At 33.3% G+C, this 16,968-nt stretch carries 20 protein-coding genes; 18 read left to right on the top strand and 2 right to left on the bottom strand.

What is annotated here, in order from left to right:
• Positions 1-180: 180 nt before the first annotated feature.
• The 10 genes from KJA15_03920 to holA all read left to right on the top strand — a co-directional run bounded on the left by KJA15_03920 (position 181) and on the right by holA (position 7,818).
• Positions 181-789 (top strand): 4-vinyl reductase, encoded by a 609-nt coding sequence (locus KJA15_03920; GenBank protein ID MBZ9572452.1) that lies wholly within the window; start codon positions 181-183, stop codon positions 787-789.
• A 12-nt stretch (positions 790-801) separates the two neighbouring features.
• Entirely contained in the window at positions 802-1,425 is a 624-nt protein-coding gene (locus KJA15_03915) for a hypothetical protein (GenBank protein MBZ9572451.1), read from the top strand.
• Between the two features lie 21 nt (positions 1,426-1,446).
• Entirely contained in the window at positions 1,447-2,025 is a 579-nt protein-coding gene (locus tag KJA15_03910) for a PAS domain S-box protein (protein ID MBZ9572450.1), read from the top strand.
• A gap of 21 nt (positions 2,026-2,046) precedes the next feature.
• The gene (locus KJA15_03905; protein ID MBZ9572449.1) at positions 2,047-2,655 is read left to right on the top strand and encodes a hypothetical protein; all 609 of its coding nucleotides are present in this window, start codon (positions 2,047-2,049) and stop codon (positions 2,653-2,655) included.
• Entirely contained in the window at positions 2,646-4,202 is a 1,557-nt protein-coding gene (locus KJA15_03900; protein ID MBZ9572448.1) for a PAS domain S-box protein, read from the top strand. The genes KJA15_03905 and KJA15_03900 overlap by 10 nt, the downstream gene beginning before the upstream one ends.
• A gap of 40 nt (positions 4,203-4,242) precedes the next feature.
• A complete protein-coding gene (locus tag KJA15_03895) occupies positions 4,243-4,920 on the top strand; it encodes a hypothetical protein (protein ID MBZ9572447.1) in 678 nt (225 codons plus the stop codon).
• 80 nt (positions 4,921-5,000) lie between these two features.
• A complete protein-coding gene (locus KJA15_03890; GenBank protein MBZ9572446.1) occupies positions 5,001-5,372 on the top strand; it encodes a response regulator in 372 nt (123 codons plus the stop codon).
• A gap of 37 nt (positions 5,373-5,409) precedes the next feature.
• Positions 5,410-5,778 carry a response regulator gene (locus KJA15_03885; GenBank protein ID MBZ9572445.1) on the top strand — a complete coding sequence of 123 codons (369 nt, stop codon included), beginning with the start codon at positions 5,410-5,412 and terminating at the stop codon, positions 5,776-5,778.
• Between the two features lie 203 nt (positions 5,779-5,981).
• Complete coding sequence (gene mutM / locus KJA15_03880) at positions 5,982-6,854, top strand: DNA-formamidopyrimidine glycosylase (GenBank protein ID MBZ9572444.1); 873 nt, start codon at positions 5,982-5,984, stop codon at positions 6,852-6,854.
• A gap of 16 nt (positions 6,855-6,870) precedes the next feature.
• Positions 6,871-7,818, top strand: coding sequence for a DNA polymerase III subunit delta (gene holA / locus KJA15_03875; GenBank protein ID MBZ9572443.1), 948 nt, complete (start codon positions 6,871-6,873; stop codon positions 7,816-7,818).
• Here the strand turns inward: holA and rpsT are convergent.
• Entirely contained in the window at positions 7,805-8,077 is a 273-nt protein-coding gene (gene rpsT / locus KJA15_03870) for a 30S ribosomal protein S20 (protein MBZ9572442.1), read from the bottom strand. The two genes, holA and rpsT, sit on opposite strands and share 14 nt — an antisense overlap.
• Positions 8,064-10,100 carry an excinuclease ABC subunit UvrB gene (uvrB, locus tag KJA15_03865; protein ID MBZ9572441.1) on the bottom strand — a complete coding sequence of 679 codons (2,037 nt, stop codon included), beginning with the start codon at positions 10,098-10,100 and terminating at the stop codon, positions 8,064-8,066. Before uvrB ends, rpsT begins: the two co-directional genes overlap by 14 nt.
• Positions 10,101-10,158: 58 nt before the next feature.
• Here uvrB and ruvA point away from each other — a divergent pair, with 58 nt between their 5' ends.
• The 8 genes from ruvA to KJA15_03825 all read left to right on the top strand — a co-directional run bounded on the left by ruvA (position 10,159) and on the right by KJA15_03825 (position 16,967).
• Entirely contained in the window at positions 10,159-10,725 is a 567-nt protein-coding gene (gene ruvA / locus KJA15_03860) for a Holliday junction branch migration protein RuvA (GenBank protein ID MBZ9572440.1), read from the top strand.
• 13 nt (positions 10,726-10,738) lie between these two features.
• The gene (locus KJA15_03855) at positions 10,739-12,046 is read left to right on the top strand and encodes a UDP-N-acetylmuramoyl-L-alanyl-D-glutamate--2,6-diaminopimelate ligase (protein MBZ9572439.1); all 1,308 of its coding nucleotides are present in this window, start codon (positions 10,739-10,741) and stop codon (positions 12,044-12,046) included.
• Complete coding sequence (locus KJA15_03850; protein ID MBZ9572438.1) at positions 12,046-12,450, top strand: archease; 405 nt, start codon at positions 12,046-12,048, stop codon at positions 12,448-12,450. The genes KJA15_03855 and KJA15_03850 overlap by 1 nt, the downstream gene beginning before the upstream one ends.
• A gap of 38 nt (positions 12,451-12,488) precedes the next feature.
• On the top strand, positions 12,489-13,079 hold the full coding sequence (locus KJA15_03845) for an SIS domain-containing protein (protein ID MBZ9572437.1): 591 nt from the start codon (positions 12,489-12,491) through the stop codon (positions 13,077-13,079).
• A gap of 92 nt (positions 13,080-13,171) precedes the next feature.
• The gene (locus tag KJA15_03840) at positions 13,172-14,614 is read left to right on the top strand and encodes an RtcB family protein (GenBank protein ID MBZ9572436.1); all 1,443 of its coding nucleotides are present in this window, start codon (positions 13,172-13,174) and stop codon (positions 14,612-14,614) included.
• A 25-nt stretch (positions 14,615-14,639) separates the two neighbouring features.
• Entirely contained in the window at positions 14,640-14,816 is a 177-nt protein-coding gene (locus tag KJA15_03835; protein ID MBZ9572435.1) for a hypothetical protein, read from the top strand.
• A 29-nt stretch (positions 14,817-14,845) separates the two neighbouring features.
• Complete coding sequence (locus tag KJA15_03830) at positions 14,846-15,799, top strand: Nif3-like dinuclear metal center hexameric protein (GenBank protein ID MBZ9572434.1); 954 nt, start codon at positions 14,846-14,848, stop codon at positions 15,797-15,799.
• A gap of 28 nt (positions 15,800-15,827) precedes the next feature.
• Complete coding sequence (locus KJA15_03825; GenBank protein MBZ9572433.1) at positions 15,828-16,967, top strand: DUF763 domain-containing protein; 1,140 nt, start codon at positions 15,828-15,830, stop codon at positions 16,965-16,967.
• Position 16,968 lies beyond the last annotated feature (1 nt).

Genomic DNA, 16,968 nt, shown 5'->3' with positions numbered 1-16,968 from the left:
CACAGGTTAAACAAAGAACAAAAGAACTTCAAGAAAAAATAGGAGAATTAGAAAGATTCCAAAGATTAGCTGTTGGTCGGGAATTAAAAATGATTGAACTAAAAAAAGAAATAGAGAGATTAAAAAAAGAATTAGGGGAAAATAAAAGTCGATCGTAGAAACTATTTAAAACATTTTTATATGAACCAAGAAATCACAAAAGAAACCATCAAAAAATTAATGGAAATTAAAGGTGAAGTAAGGGGGGTAGTTTTCAAAACCGATGGAGACTATATTTTAAAAGAGAAAGGAAAAGAAGGTCTTAAAAAATTAGAAGATGAACTAGAAAAATTGGGTTATCCAATTAAATACAAAGAAATTGAGACAATGGCCTTTTATCCAGTGGGATTAAGGGCCCTTTCTCTTTTAGCCATTAAGAAAATTTTTAATTTTGATGATGAGAAAATTAAAGAAATGGGATTCTTTGCCACAAAGAAATCCTTAATTGTTAAGCTTTTTATAAGGTACTTTCTTTCTGTTCAAAGAGTTTTTTTCAAAGAGGCTCCAAAAATCTGGAAAGAGCACTGGACTACCGGTGACCTCATTCCACTCGAACTAGATGAAGAAAAGAAATATGCGATTTTAAAAGTAGAAAACTTTAATCTTCATCATCTTTATTGTTATTATTTAAGGGGCTACTTTTCTGGAATTTTACAATTGATAGTAAAAAGCCCTCAAATAACCTGTGAAGAAATTAAATGCTATTTTCGGGGAGATAGACACCATAAGTATTTATTAAAATGGAAATAAAAAAGTTAAAATATGAAAAAAACTTCTAAAACTAGAAAAAAAATCTCTAAAAAAGAAATTAAAAGATTAATATCTCTTCCTGGCAAGCTCATTGGTACTGGCCTCATCGAGGATCTTGATTTTATTTTAAAAGAAAAAGGAGAAGAGGGAGTAAAAAAAGTTGAGAAGGCAATGGCTGAATTGGGCTATCCTCTAAAATATCGGGAGCTTAAAAATTTTAAATGGTATCCCGTAGGATATTACTTACTTTCAGTTCTAGTAGCTAAAGAACTGTTTGAATGGGACGATGAGACGATTCGTCGAATGGGTGCTAATGCTCAAAAGATTTCTTTAATTACCAAAATAATGATGAAATACTTTGTTACGATGAGAAAGTGTTTTCAAGAGATATCTAATTATTGGAATATGTATTATACAGTTGGGAAAATGGAGGGTATTGACTTAAATGAAAAAGAAAGATGCGTCCTTTTAATTCTTAAGGATTTCCCTGGTCATCAAGTTTACTGCCGATATATGGAAGGAGTTATTCAACAGATCGTCTCTTATATAGTTAAAGAACCGAAATGCCGAGAGGTAAAATGTTGTCTAAAAGGAAAAGGGGAAGGCCATCTATTCAAAGTTACCTGGGAAAAATAGAAAAGAAATTTAAATTAATTCATGGGAAAAAAAATTAGAAAGAGTGAATTAGAAATTTTGTCACAACATTTAGAAGGTTTAACCGACTATACTAAAAGCCTCTGGCAATTTTTACCTTTAGCTCTTAGCTATCTCAGTTCCAAAGGCTTTATTTTAGATGTTAATCGGGCTTTTGAAGATTTTTCTTTGTGGACAATCTCAGAAATATCTGGAAAACACCTTAGTTCTGTTTTGGCCGAAAAAGAAGCTTCAGAGATTATAGATCAGACCCTCAAAAAAAGGGGCTTAAGTAATCGAGAGACAGATTTATTAACCAAAAAGAGCGAGAAGGTAGCAGTGGCTGTTTATTCTCGTGCCCGGGAAGATAGAAAAGGAAACATTATTGGGTTTTTCCTTGCCTTTGTTGATATCCGCGAGAGTAAAAAATTCCGAGAGGAATTGAAGCGACAAGTTAGTGAAAGAACTAAAGAACTCCAAAAAAAAATGGAAGAGTTAGAAAAATTTCGAAAAGTAGCTGTTGGCCGAGAATTAAAAATGATTGAACTTAAAAAAGAGATTGAGAGACTTAAAAAAGAATTAAAAAATAAAGGCCAATTATAAAACTATTTAAAATATTTTTGCATGAATCAGGAACTTACAAAAGAAACTGTTAAAAAATTAATGGAAATTAAAGGTGAAGTAAGGGGGGTGGTTTTCAAAACCGATGGAGAATTTATCTTTAAAGAAAAAGGGAAAGAAGGTTTAAAAGAATTAGAAGATGAACTAGAGAAATTAGGTTATCCAATAAAATATAAAGAAATTAAGACCATGGCTTTTTATCCAGTGGGGTTAAGGGCCCTTTCTCTTTTAGCCATTAAGAAAATTTTTAATTTTAATGATGAAAAAATTAAAGAGATGGGAATTTTTGCCACTAAGGTCTCCTTGATTGTTAAGTTTTTTATAAAATATGTTTTTTCTCTCAAATTAGCTTTTAATAAACAGACCTCAAAACTTTGGAGAAAACATTGGACTGTTGGTGAATTAGTTCCGGTTGAACTAAATGAAGAAAAAAAATATGCTATTATCCAGTTGAAAAATTTTAATCTCCACCCTGTTTATTGTCGCTATCTAGAAGGTTATTTCCCTGGGCCCTTTCAGCTAATGGTGAAAAGCCCTAAAATAACTTGCCAAGAAACTAAATGTTTTTTTCGGGGAGATGAATATCATGAATTTTTAATAAAATGGAAATAAAAGAAAAAAACAAAGAGGAAAATAAAATTTCTATCCTCCTTGAAGACTTAGCCTCTCTTGAAAGCTATGCCAGTGATTTATTTTCTTTTTTACCCTTACCAGTTTGTCTTATTAGTTCAATTGGGATAATTTTAGAAGCCAACCCTGCTCTTGAAAGAATCTCTGGTTACAAAATAGAGGAGATTATTGGAAAACCGGTAGAAAACCTTTTTATCAAAGAAGAGATTGAAATATTATCTAAAGACACCATAGAAAAAGGTTTTGTTAAGGGAAAAGAAATTAATATCTTCACAAAAGAGAAGAGAAAGGTTCCAGTAAGCGCTTCTACTGTATTGAGAAAAAGTGAGGAAGGAGAAATTATCGGCTATTTTATTGGCTTTTTTGATTTAATTGATATTAAAAAAAAGGAAGGGGAACTTAAAAATGCCCAGACTGCTCTTTTAAATATGCTTGAAGATACTGAAAAAGAGAGAGAAAGAGTTGAGGAAGAAAAAAATAAAACCTTGGCAATTATTACTAATTTTGCTGACGGTCTTTTGGTTTTTGATAAAGAAAATAATCTTTTGCTAATTAATCCTCAGGCTGAAGACTTTTTTGAGATTAAGGCTAAAAAAATAGTCGGTAAGTCTATTTCCAAAATTGCTAAATTTTCTCCCTTTAAGTCCTTAATAAATCTTTTTGGTGAAGAAATTAAGAAGATTTTTAGAAAAGAACTTTCCTTAGGAAAAAATTTAGTTTTAGAAATAACCACCACCCCTTTTATAAGAGAAAAAGAAAAATTAGGAACTTTAGTTATCTTACACGATATTACCAGAGAGAAATTAATTGAGAGAATGAAAACAGAATTTGTCTCTCTTTCTGCCCATCAATTAAGAACCCCCCTCTCGGCAATTAAATGGACGCTACGTATGTTATTAGATGGAGATTTAGGAGAAATAACAAAAGAGCAACGAGATTTCTTAAAAAAGACTTACCGATCTAATGAGAGAATGATTAATTTAATTAATGATCTTTTAAACGTAGCCAGGATAGAAGAAGGGAGATATATTTATCGACCAATATTTGCTAATATTGAAGAGATTGTTCGATCCGTAATAAACTCTTTTAACGAAGAAATTGAGAGAAAAAATATTAAATTTGAATTCAAGAAACTAGAAAAAAAATTACCGAAAATTCTGATAGATACGGAGAAAATGAAAGTAGTAATTGAGAACCTTCTTGACAATGCCATAAGATATACTTTCCCCGGTGGCCAGGTGACAGTTTCTTTAAAATATGCTAAAAAAGAAATAGAATTCTCAATAGAGGATACCGGGGTAGGAATCCCCGAAGATCAGCAAGAAAGAGTATTTACTAAGTTTTTTCGAGCAGCTAATGTAATGAGGATGGAGACTGAAGGCACTGGCCTCGGTTTATTTACCACCAAAAACATTATTGAAGCTCATGGGGGAAAAATTTGGTTTGAATCTAAAGAGAATAAAGGAACAACTTTCTATTTTACATTACCGGTTAAAGAAAAATTTAAAAAATTCTTAGAAGAACTTTAAAAATAAAAATTGAAATTAAATTTTAATCTCACTTAAAAATATGTTTATTCAATTAGTAATGCTTACTTCAATTATTTGTCTTCTTTGGGGAGGGAAGAGGATTCTTCAAAAAAGTAAAACAATAAACTATTCTCCTGGTAAATTATTGGCCTGGGGTTTACTCTCTATAGCCTTTTCAATTTTTTCCTATGCAATCAGAGATGTTTTTATTCAATTCGAATTATATAAAATTCAATATGTTTTATATCAAATTGGCGGGACAGTCCAAGCCATAGGAATCCTTCTGATATTTTGGTTTGTATTTCAAGAATTTGTTCCAAGATTCTTTATCAAAATTATCTTTCCAATAATTATAGGAGGTATAGTTTTTATGATAATAGCCATTGCCTTTTTCCCAACCATGAGTATTATAGAAGAGGCTCCTCTTGAACCAGTTCCCTATAAAGTGATTAGTCATCCCTGGCAATCAAATGCAGTAAATATAGCTTTTTTCAGCCTAATTATAGGATTCTCTATTTTAATTTTTTTCATATTTTTGTATAATTCAATAAGAGAAAAGGAGAAAAAGGGGAAAATAAAAGGATTACTTTATGGATTGGGTATTTTACTTTTATTTCTTCCAGCCCTTTTATGTGTATTTATTTCTCCAATTTTCGCCAGAATAGGATATACAATAGGAGCAATCTTAATATATAAAGCATTTGGGATGAAAATCTAGCCTCTTGCCAATTGCGGGTAATTAAAATTACTTAACAAATTTTTTAAAAAAAGGTAAAATATAATTAAAGAAACTCCAATATGCCAAAAAAAATTCTACTAATTGAAGACGAGGAGATTATGATTGATCTCCTCCAAAAAAAACTAACCAAGGAAGGTTATGATATTTCCGTAGCCAAAAACGGAGAAGAAGGACTAGAAGTAATGAGAGAAGTAAAACCCGATCTTGTTTTACTGGACATTGTTATGCCAAAAATGGGAGGATTTGAAGTGATGGAGGAAATGAGTAAAGATCCTGAGCTAAAGGAAATTCCAATAATTATTATTTCCAACTCTGGCCAACCAGTTGAATTGAGTAAAGCCCAGGAATTAGGTGCAAAAGACTGGTTAATTAAAACAGAATTTGATCCCCAGGAGGTAATTGATAAGGTGGTTAAACAAATAGGAAAGTAAAGAAGCAATTAAGAGATTACTAAATTAAATTTAAACCATGCCAAAAAATATTCTCATTATTGAGGATGATAAGTTTTTGAGAGAGTTAATTGCTCAAAAACTCGTAAAAGAAGGCTATAAGACTTTTGAAGCAGTTGATGGAGAGGAAGGAATAAAAAAGATTAAAGCCGAGAAACCAGATCTAATTTTGCTTGACCTTATCTTACCAGGAATAGATGGTTTTGAGGTTCTCTCCCGGATGAAAGAAGAGCCAACCCTAGTCCAAATTCCGGTAATTATTCTCTCTAATCTTGGTCAAAAAGATGATATCGAAAGAGGGCTAAAACTGGGGGCAGTGGATTATTTAATTAAGGCCCACTTCACCCCAGGAGAAATTATTGATAAGATAAAAAACGCCCTCAAATAAAAGTCGAAAAACTACGGGTTACAAGATTCCGAGTTTTCCGATACCTTATATTTTTTGGCGGGGACACCTTTTTAAAAAGGTGTCCACATAATTATGCCTGAGCTTCCCGAAGTAGAGACGATAGTTAGAGATTTAAGAAAGAACCCCGCCCTCTGTGCTATATGTAGCTCACTGAGCTTAGAGGGCGGGGTTTGTTGATGTATATGCCAGAATTACCAGAAGTAGAAATTACGGTGAGAGATTTACAGAAAAAAATACTCGGTCGAAAGATCGAATACATATGGACAGACTTCGAAAAACAAGTTAAAAAACCTAAAAATTTTAAGGATTTTAAAAGAGAAATTAAAGGTAAAAAAATTCAAAAAGCCTGGCGAAGAGGTAAAAATATCATTTTTGATTTATCTGACGGAAAAAGCTTATTAATTCATCAAAAACTAACTGGTCATTTACTTTTGGGGAAATGGAAGTTTAAACACGGGAAATGGCTTCCTCCGCCCGGACCCCTTTCAGAAAAAATTAATACCTACATTCATTTGTTATTTACTTTTGACAATAGCCAGATGCTAGCCCTTTCTGATCTAAGAAAATTTGCCAAGGTTGAATTATGGGATACTAAAGAATTAAAAAACTCAGAGAATCTAAAAAATTTAGGGCCTGAACCCTTAGAGAGAAGTTTTAACTTGGAGAAATTTAAGGAAACCCTAAGCGGAAAAAAGGGAAAGATTAAACAGGTTCTAATGGATCAAAAAACTATTGTTGGCATAGGCAATATTTATTCTGATGAAATATTATGGACAGCTAAAATTCATCCTTTTCGGGAAATAAAAAGTTTGAATGATATAGAACTTAAAAAAATCTATAAGGCTATGAGGAAAATTCCGAAAAGAGCTATTGAATTAAAAGGGACTTCAATTTCTGATTTCAGAACGATTTCAGGTCAAAAAGGATATTACGAAAAAGAAAGAAAAGTTTATCGCCGGGAAGGTGAGAAATGCTTTCGTTGTGGTAAAAAAATAAAAAGGGTAAAATTAGCTGGCAGATCAGCTCACTTTTGCCCAAAATGTCAGAAGTTATAAGAGCCTCAAATTCACTATGATTTTATTTCTTTACGGCCTCGATACCTATCGGTCGCGTCAAAAACTAAATGGAATCATTGAGCGCTATAAAAAAATTCACAAAAGTGGACTTAGTTTTAAAATTTTCGATTTCAAAAAAGATAGTTATGAAAAATTTAAAGATGAGATTCGATCAGTTTCAATGTTTAAAGAAAAAAAACTGCTAATTTTTAAAAATGCTTTTTTAAATTTAAAATTTTCTGAAAGATTTCTCAAAGAAAGTAAGCTTTTTTTAAACTCAGCTGAAATAATTTTATTTTATGAAGAAAAAGGAATTGATAAGAAAAACCCTCTGTTTAATTTTCTAAAAAAATATGGAAAATGCCAGGAATTTAAATTACTGACTGGGCAAAAATTAAAAAAATGGATTAAAAAGGAAATCGAAAATTACGGGACTAAGATAGAACCTCTGGCCTTGGAGAGATTAATAAATTTTGTTGGCAATAACCTTTGGCAGTTAGCTAATGAGATTAAAAAATTGATAAATTTTAGAGGTAGAAAAAAAATTGAGACAAAAGATGTTGAACTTTTAGTTAAACCAAAGATTGAAACAGATATTTTTAAAACTATCGATGCTCTAGCCTCAAGAAATAAAAAAAAGGCTTTAAATTTAATTCATAAACATTTAAAAAAGGGTGATTCCCCTTTATATCTTCTTTCAATGATTAATTTTCAGTTTCGGAATTTAATTTTAATAAAATCTTGCCAATTAGAAAAAAAATTTGAGATAAATTACATCTCAACAATTAGTAAGCGTTTAGGGGTTCATCCTTTTGTTGTCAGAAAAAGCTATTTTTTGGCCAGAAAATTTAAAATAGAAGAATTAAAAAAAATCTACCGAAAAATTTTTCAGGTAGATTTAAAAATTAAGACGGGAAGGCTTGATCCTCAAACAGCCCTTGACCTGTTAATTATGGAAGTTTAGAGGTTTTATTAATCAATTGGGTAATTCTTGACTTCTTTCTGGCTACAGCATTCTTTTTAATCATTCCTACTTTCGCTGCCTTATCTAAAGATTTATAAACCTGAGGTAGGAGTTTTTTTGCCTCTTTTATTTTCTTTTGAGAAACTAATTTTTTGACCTCTTTAATGAGGCTTTTTATTTTTTGTTTCCTTTGAATATTTCTTGACCTTTTCTTTAAACTTTGTCTTAAGGCTTTTTTTACCGATTTAGTAATTGGCATACAATTTATTTTTATTACTTTTTAATTTTTTAATCAAGTCTCTAATTTCAGCCGCTCTTTCAAAATCCAAATTCTTGGCCGCTTCCTTCATCTCTTTTTCAAGGAGTTTAACGTCTTTGATTGCCCAAAATTCAGAGGATATTTCTTTTTCTTTTGAAACAAACGGCCAACCCCTAATTTCTTTTATAATTGACCTGGGGATTATTCCCTGCTTTTTATTATATTTCCTTTGAATTTTTCTTCTTCTCTCTACCTCTTTTATGGCAGCCGCCATTGATTTTGTAATTTTATCTGCGTATAAAATAACATGGCCTTCAATATGCCTAGCTGCCCTTCCCATGGTTTGAATCAAAGTGGTTTCTGACCTTAAAAATCCTTCTTTATCAGCATCTAAAATTGCGACCAGTGCAACTTCTGGTAAGTCCAACCCTTCCCTTAAGAGATTAATTCCAACTAAGACATCATATTTTCCTTTTCTTAAGTCTTTGAGGATTTGCGGTCTCTCCAAGGTTTTAACTTCAGCATGTAACCACTGAGTGGAAATTCCTTCTTCGGCCAAATAATCAGACAAGGCTTCAGCCAACCTCTTGGTTAGAGTTAGAGCAAGGACTCTTTGTTTTTTCTTTACCCTTGCCTTAATTTCCTTGACTAAATCCTCAACCTGATTTTTTGCCGATCGAAGTTCAACTGAAGGTTCCAAAAGGCCAGTAGGCCGAATTAATTGTTCAACAACATATTTTTTACTAGCCTTCTTCCTTTCCTCTTTGGCTGGAGTGGCTGAAATATAGATTATCTGACCGGTTTTTTCTTCAAATTCTTTGAAGGTTAGGGGCCTATTATCTATTGCTGAAGGAAGCCTAAATCCATATTCAATCAAAGTTTCTTTTCTAACTCGATCTTGATTAGCCATGGCATGGAGTTGAGGTAAGGTCATATGAGATTCGTCAACAAAAATTAAGAAATTTCTTGATTTGTTCGTTGTAGCCTTGGCGGACTCCAACCCCCCCTCCACCCTCCCGCTTACCGCGGGCCCCTCGGCGGAAAAATAATCAATTAAAGTATAAGGGGCTTGGCCTGGTTTTCTAAATTCTAAATGTCTTGAATAATTTTCAATTCCATGACAGAAGCCCGCTTCTCTTAGCATTTCCAAGTCATAATTTGTTCTCTGTTCTAATCTTTGAGCTTCTATTAGTTTTTTTTCTTTTTTTAATTCCTTTAATCTTTCTTGTAGTTCCAATTTTATATTCTCAATAGCAATATTTAATTTCTCTTGAGGAGTCACCCAGAAATGGGCTGGATATAAACGATAACTAGTGGTTAGAAGTTTATAGTTTGGAGTTAATGAAGCTGGAGAGATTGAAACTTTTTCAATCCCATCGCCAAAAAATTCAACTCTCAAAATTTCTTTTCCAGTAACTAAATAAATTTCAATAATCTCTCCTCTAACTCGAAAAGTCCCTGGCCGAAAATCGATATCATTTCTTTGATATTGTAAATCAGTTAAATAAGAAAGAAAAACTTTTCTTCTAATTTTTTTTCCTGGTTTAATTTCAAGAGAAACTTTCTGATAGGTTTCTGGCGAACCAATGTTGTAAATGCAAGAAACCGAGGCAATAATAACAATATCAGGCCTTGTCAGGAGATCTTGAGTGGCGGCATGCCTTAATCTATCAATCTCTTTATTAATTTTGGCATCCTTTTCAATATAGGTGTCGGTTTGAGGAAGGTAAGCCTCTGGTTGATAGTAGTCATAATAAGAGACAAAGTAATGAACAGCATTTTTTGGAAAAAATTCTTTAAATTCTTGATAAAGTTGGGCAGCCAAAACCTTATTATGGGATATCACCAGGGTTGGTTTCTGGACACTTTCAATTACATTAGCTAAAGTAAATGTTTTTCCCGACCCCGTTACCCCTAATAAAACTTGATTTTTAATTCCAACTTTTAAATTCTTAACTAACCCCTCAATTGCCTGAGGTTGATCACCAGTTGGTTTAAATTTTGAGTAGAGTTTAAACTTCATAAATTATACTCCAAAATTGCTTCGCAATTTTGGAGACCGCATGATATAATTAATAAATATGATCTCTTGTCTTCAAGGAAAAGTTATATTTAAAGGAGAAAAATTTATAATTTTAGATGTAAGAGGTGTTGGTTATAAGGTTTTTTTATCTCAAAAGACTCTTTCAAAAATACCACAAAACAAAGAATCCCTCAAGGTTTTTTGTCACCTCATTCTTAGACAGAACGCTTTAGATTTGTGTGGATTCCCAAACCTAGGAGAACTAAAGTTTTTTGAGATGCTTTTGAGTATTCCTGGGATAGGGCCAAAAGCCGCTTTGGAGATTTCCTCTCTTGGCCCCTTGGAAAAATTAAAGGAAAAAATTTTAGCTCAAGACGAAAAAATATTTGAAGAAATCTCCCTAATCGGAAAGAAAAAAGCCCGATCAATAATTTTGGAACTTTCTGGGAAAATAAAAGAAATTTCAAAGAAAAGAATTAAAAAAACCGATGAAGTTGAAGAGGCTTTAGTAAACCTAGGTTTTCCTCGTCAGAGAGTAAAAGAGGTAATTTCTAGAATTCCAAAAGATATTCAGGATACCGAACAAAAAATCAAAAAAGCCTTGAAGATCTTGGGCCGGAGATAATTGAAATTGAAAGATGAAAGATTTAATCAAAAAAATCATTCCTGAATTTTTGATTAATTATTACCATTTTTTGTTAGCGATGCTAGGCGCTTTTTTTTATGGTTTCCCTTCCCGCCAAAAGCGAACCTCGCCCAACGGGACGGCAAAAAAAATGGTTGTAATTGGAGTAACCGGAACTAATGGAAAATCTACGGTAGTTAATTTAACAACCAAAATCCTAGAAGAGGAAGGTTTCAAGGTTGCCTCTCTGTCTTCAATTTCTTTCAAAATTTGGGGAAAAGAGTGGCTAAATACTTTAAAAATGACTATGCCTGGTCGTTTTAAATTACAAAAGTTTTTAAGACAGGCCTTAGATTCGGGCTGCCAATTTTGTGTTTTGGAGGTAACATCTGAGGGAATTTTGCAACACCGTCATAGATTTATTGATTTTGATGTAGCCGTGTTTACTAATTTAACCCCTGAACATATTGAAGCTCACGGTTCATTTGAAAAATATAGAGAGGCAAAAGGGAAGCTGTTTCAGGCAGCCAAAAAAATTCATATTGTCAATTTAGATGATGAAAATGCTCAATATTTTTTGCGATTTTTAGCTAACAAAAAATATGGCTATTCGATTGGGTCTAAATCTCAGGCGAATAAAAGAATAAACATTTTAAATGTCAAAAATTATAAAATCTCTTCAGATGGGTTAAAATTCTCTCTTGACAACATTGAATTTGAATTAAATTTACTTGCTAAATTCAATATTTATAATGCTCTGGCAGCAATTTGTATTGGGTTATCACAGGGGGTTGATTTTGAAACCTGTAAATTGGCTTTAGAAAAAGTTAAAAAAATCCCGGGCAGGATGGAAATAGTAATTAAAAATCCCTTTAAAGTTTTTGTTGATTATGCTTTCACCCCAAATGCTTTAGAAAAAGTCTATCGAATAATTTCTCAAGAATTTAGGCCAAAAAATTTAATCTGTGTTTTAGGGTCTTGTGGTGGAGGAAGAGATAAGTGGAAAAGGCCTATCCTTGGAAAATTAGCTTCCAAATATTGCAATCAAGTTATTGTGACCAATGAAGATCCCTATGATGAAGATCCGATAGAAATAATTGAGCAGATAGATCATGGAACAAAAGGTAAGGCAAAAAAAATTTTAGACAGAAAAAAAGCAATTAGAGAAGCCTTAAAAATTGCTAAATCAGGAGATGCTGTTATTATTACTGGCAAAGGATGTGAACCCTGGATATGCGTAGCCGGCGGCAGGAAGATTCCCTGGGATGATAGACGGATAGTCAGGGAAGAATTTAAAAATCTTAAAATAATAGATTTTTAATGAAAAAATATGAGATTTTAGAGCATAAGGCTGATTTAAAAATCAGGGCTTTCGGTAAAGAAAAGCCGGAGCTTTTTTTGAATATGCTTTTTGGGATGGCAGATTCTCAAAAGGCTGAAAAATTAGCAAAAAAAACAAAGAGAGAAATTAAAATAAAATCCCTTGATTTAGCTGCTCTTTTAGTTGATTTTTTGAGCGAGGCCCTTTATTTAAGTCAGGTGAATAAAGAAATCTATTTTAATGCCAAATTTATTAAATTCACCGATAGAGAAATTAAAGGAGAATTAATCGGTCAAAAAGTAAAAAGATTTGGTGAAGATATTAAGGCAGTGACTTATCATGAATTAGACGTTCTTCAAAAAAAAGACGGGACTTGGGAAGCAACGGTGTTATTTGACATCTAAGAGGTTGAAATTTTAAAATAAATAAAGGAGATGGTTCTTTGACAAAAGAAATTGCTAAAGAAGTAAAAGAGGAAATAAAAAGAATGATTGACTGGATGGCCGCTCAAAAATTAAAAGATGAACAAATAATTAAAGTAGTGGAAGAAATCCTCAACTTTAAGCAAACAATTTTTCTCACAGGCTTAGGAAGGTCTGGGTTTGATGCTGGTGCCTTTGGAATGAGACTGGCTCACTTAGGTTACGACTCCCGGGTTTTAAGAGAAACCACTGCCCCACCTGTTAAAAAAGGTGATTTATTCGTTGTCGTTTCAGGGGGCGGAGAACACGAAATTGAACAAACAAGAATAGCTCGGGAAATTGGAGCGAAAGTGATAGCAATCACTTCTCAAACTGACTCAACTTTAGCAAAGCTTGCAGACATCAAATTAATTATTCCTGGGAGATCGAAAGAAGAAAGTTTATCTTCAAGCTACAAAGAAAGAAGAATGAGAGGGCTACCAATATTTCCTTTAGGCACTGCCTTTGAAGATTTTGCAATGATAGTATTAGATGCTATAATCAGCCACTTGGCCGTAATGAAAAAAAAGACAGAGAAAGACTTACAAGAAAGACACCCAAAAATAGCATAAAATTCCCTCCTTCTTTCTAAAAGAACTCCATTTGGCGTCAAAAAGACGCCTTTTTATTTACAAATAGATAAATTTAAGCTAAAATTATATATATGATTACAAAACAAAATTTCAAAAAGATTACAGATTATTTATGGGAAATTCCAAAAAATTTCCGGCCGGATATGCGAGTTCCTGCCAGAATTTATGTTTCAGAAAAGATGTTGAAAGATATTTTCCGAGATAGGTCAATTCCTCAAGTAATAAACACCTCAACGCTTCTTGGGGTTGTAAAGTATGTTTTGGGTATGCCAGATATGCATGAGGGCTACGGTGCCCCCATTGGCGGAGTAGGGGCAATGAAATTACCAGGTGGAGTTATTTCTCCTGGCTTTGTCGGTTATGACGAAAATTGTGGGGTTAGATTGCTGAAGTCTGAACATTCTGAAAAAGAGGTCAAGCCTCACTTGGATAAATTAGCTACTGAAATTCAAAAAGAAGTTCCCTCTGGTTTGGGAAGGGGGAGAAAAATAAAGTTAAGCATTGAGCAAATTAACAAAATTTTAGAGGGAGGGGTTCCCTATCTTGTAAAACAGGGATATGGAGAAAAAGAGGATATTGAAAATTGTGAACACACAGGAAAAATGGAATTAGCTGATGCCTTTTGCGTTTCTGAAAAAGCTAAAAACAGAGGAAGGAATCAAGTTGGCACTCTCGGAAGTGGCAATCATTTTTGCCAACTTGATAGGGTTGAGGAAATTTTTGACGCAGAGGTAGCAGAAGCTTTCGGATTATTCAAGAACCAGGTAGTAGTGATGATACATACCGGTTCTAGGGGGCTTGGGCATCAAAATTGTACTGATTATTTAAGAGTAGTGATGCAGGCTATGCCAAAATATGGCATCAAACTTCCAGATAGAGAATTAGCTTGCGTTCCATTTAATTCTCCAGAAGGGCAAAGATTCTTTAAAGCAATGTCTGCCGTTTGTAATTATGCCTGGTCAAACCGCCATATGATTGCTCACTATGTAAGAAAAGCTTGGAAAAAGATATTAGGAGAAAAAGAAGAGCTTCAATTACTTTATGATGTTGCTCATAATATTGCTAAAATCGAAGAGCATGAGGTTAATGGAAAAAAAATGAAGTTAGTTATTCATCGAAAAGGAGCCACTCGGGCCTTTCCACCGGGGCATCCTGAAATCCCAGAAAAATATCGAGAAGTTGGTCAGCCAGTTTTGATCCCAGGCTCAATGGGAACTGCTTCTTATATTTTAGTTGGTCAAAAGGAAGGAGAAAATGCTTTCTTTAGTACTTGCCACGGTGCCGGTAGAACAATGTCACGGCACGCAGCGGTCAGAAGAATTTCTGGACAAGAAGTAGTGAGAGAGTTAGAATCAAAAGGAATCATTGTGAAATGCTGGTCAATGAGAGGAATTGCTGAAGAAGCGCCAATGGCTTATAAAGATGTGGAACAAGTAGTTGATGTCGTCCATCGGGCTGGTTTATCAAAAAAAGTGGCAAGGCTTGTGCCCTTGGCAGTAATTAAGGGCGAATAAAAATAATTCAAAGATTAAAACTTAAATGGGAAATTATAAATTTCAATCTAAGTTTTTTGAAAAATCAAAATTTTTAATTTCCAATGTCAAAGAAGAAATTGCCACAGTCAATCAGAAAATTTATTCGAAAGGAAAAAGCCAGGATTCGCCGGGAGGTTTTGGATTTGACGGAACAAGAAAGATTAATTTCGGAACTCTATAAAAAATTTTCAAAAATTAAAAATAAAAAAAATGAAAATAAAAGAAATCTATAATTTAGCAATAAAAATGGGAAAGGAAAGTGACTTCCGGGGAATTGAGGGGGTAGAACGGGTTTTAAAAAGAAGACAGAAAAAATTTGAGAAACTATCAGGAAATGAAAAAGAAGAATTCGATAGTGAGGCTTTGGAAAATCCCTATTTAGATTCCAGAATTTTACATATTAGCCAAGATAAAGAAATAAAAAGAATTTTAGTCGGAATTGACGTTGAGCCCGCTGAAATTCTATTAGCAAAAGAAATTGGTAATGTTGATTTAATTATTTCTCATCATCCTTTGGGTAAAGCCTTAGCAACTTTATCTGATGTAATGGAATTACAATGCGATGTTTTAAACTTGTATGGAGTACCAATAAATATTGCTGAAGGCTTAATGAAAGAAAAAATTTCCGAAGTAGCTAGGGGATTAAATAAAGTTAATCATCAAAGAACAGTTGATGTGGTCAAGATTTTAGGATTTAATTTAATGTGTTTGCATACGGTCTGTGATAATTTATCGGCAAAATTTTTAAAAGAAAAAGTTGAAAAAGAAGATAGCCTAATGAGAATTGGGGATTTAGTATCGCTTTTAAAGAAAATTCCAGAATACAAAAAGGCTATGAAATTTGGAGCGGGACCAAAAATCTTTGTTGGAGATAAAGAAAGAAGGTGTGGGAAAATTGCTCTAACTGAAATAACTGGCGGAACTGAAGGTTCTTCAAAGCTTTATGAGAAAATGGCCATAGCTGGAATTGGAACAATCGTTGGTATGCATATTTCTGAAGAACACAAAAAAGAAGCAGAAGCCGCCCATATCAATGTCGTCATCGCCGGGCATATGAGTTCTGATTCTTTGGGAGTAAATTTATTCTTAGACGAATTAGAAAAGAGAGGAATTGAAATTATTCCTTGTTCCGGGTTAATTAGAATTAGTCGTTTTAAAAAATAAAATTCAATTTTTGTTATAATTTGAGATTATGAGGACTGGAATTGCCACGATTCCGCTCGATTATGGAAAATGCCCATATTGGTTGTTTGAAAGAATGAAAAGGTTAGCTCGAGGAATAACTATAGCGATTGTAGAGGAATTTGGAGTAGAGGAGTTTTTAAGAAGAATGTCCAATCCAATTTGGTTCCAAAGTTTTGGCTGCGTACTTTCATTTGATTGGAATTCGAGCGGTTTAACTACTACAGTAATGGGGGCTCTAAAAGCTGGACTTCGGGGATTAGAATTTGACCTCGGTCTTTTTGTTTGCGGTGGAAAAGGCAGGACTTCTAGAAAAACCCCAGAACAAATTCAAAATTGGGGAGAATCTCTGGGCTGGCCGATAGAAAAAATTGATAAATTTGTTTATGCTTCAAAAATATCGGCAAAGGTAGATAGTTCTTGTTTACAAGACGATTTTCAAATTTATCATCACAATTTAATTTTCACAAAATCTGGAAAATGGTGTGTCATTCAGCAGGGGATGGCCACTGAGATCCAGAAAGCTCGTCGTTATCATTGGTTATCTTCAAATGTTAAAGATTTTGTTGAAGAACCACATTCAGGAATAATTTCTGACATTAGAGTTAAACCGTTAAATTTAACTGCCAAAGAAAGTAGCGAGAATAGGGAAATTAGCGCTAGTTTAGTAAAAGAGGAACCAAAAACTTTTTTGAAAGATTTTCGGATGATTTTAAATAAATCAGACAGTGCTTTAATTAAAAAACAAAGATTGGGAAATTTCACTTTGATGGAGCTTTATAACAGAGACTTTCGTTGGCACCCAGTCTTAAAAGAAAAATTCGATTTGAAAAGATTAGAAAAAATTATATTTTTGGCAAATGAAGCCCGACCAGAAAATTTTGAGGAATTATTGTCTATAAAAGGCGTAGGGCCAAGAACAATTCGGGCACTATCCTTGGTTTCAGAAATAATTTATGGAGCAAAACCATCTTATGAAGATCCGGCAAGATATTCCTTTGCCCACGGGGGAAAAGACCACATCCCCTATCCTGTTGACCGGAAAACTTATGATAAAACCATTGAGGCCTTGGAGAAAGGAATTAAAAGAAGTAAAATAAGTTATAAAGAAAAATTAGAAGCTCAAAAAAGATTAATTAAGAGTTTTTAAA

The sequence above is a fragment of the Patescibacteria group bacterium genome (genome assembly GCA_020148145.1).
In the GTDB taxonomy this organism is placed as follows: Bacteria; Patescibacteriota; Minisyncoccia; order Minisyncoccales; family JAHCRE01; genus JAHCRE01.
This window is presented reverse-complemented; position numbering and strand designations above follow the sequence as displayed.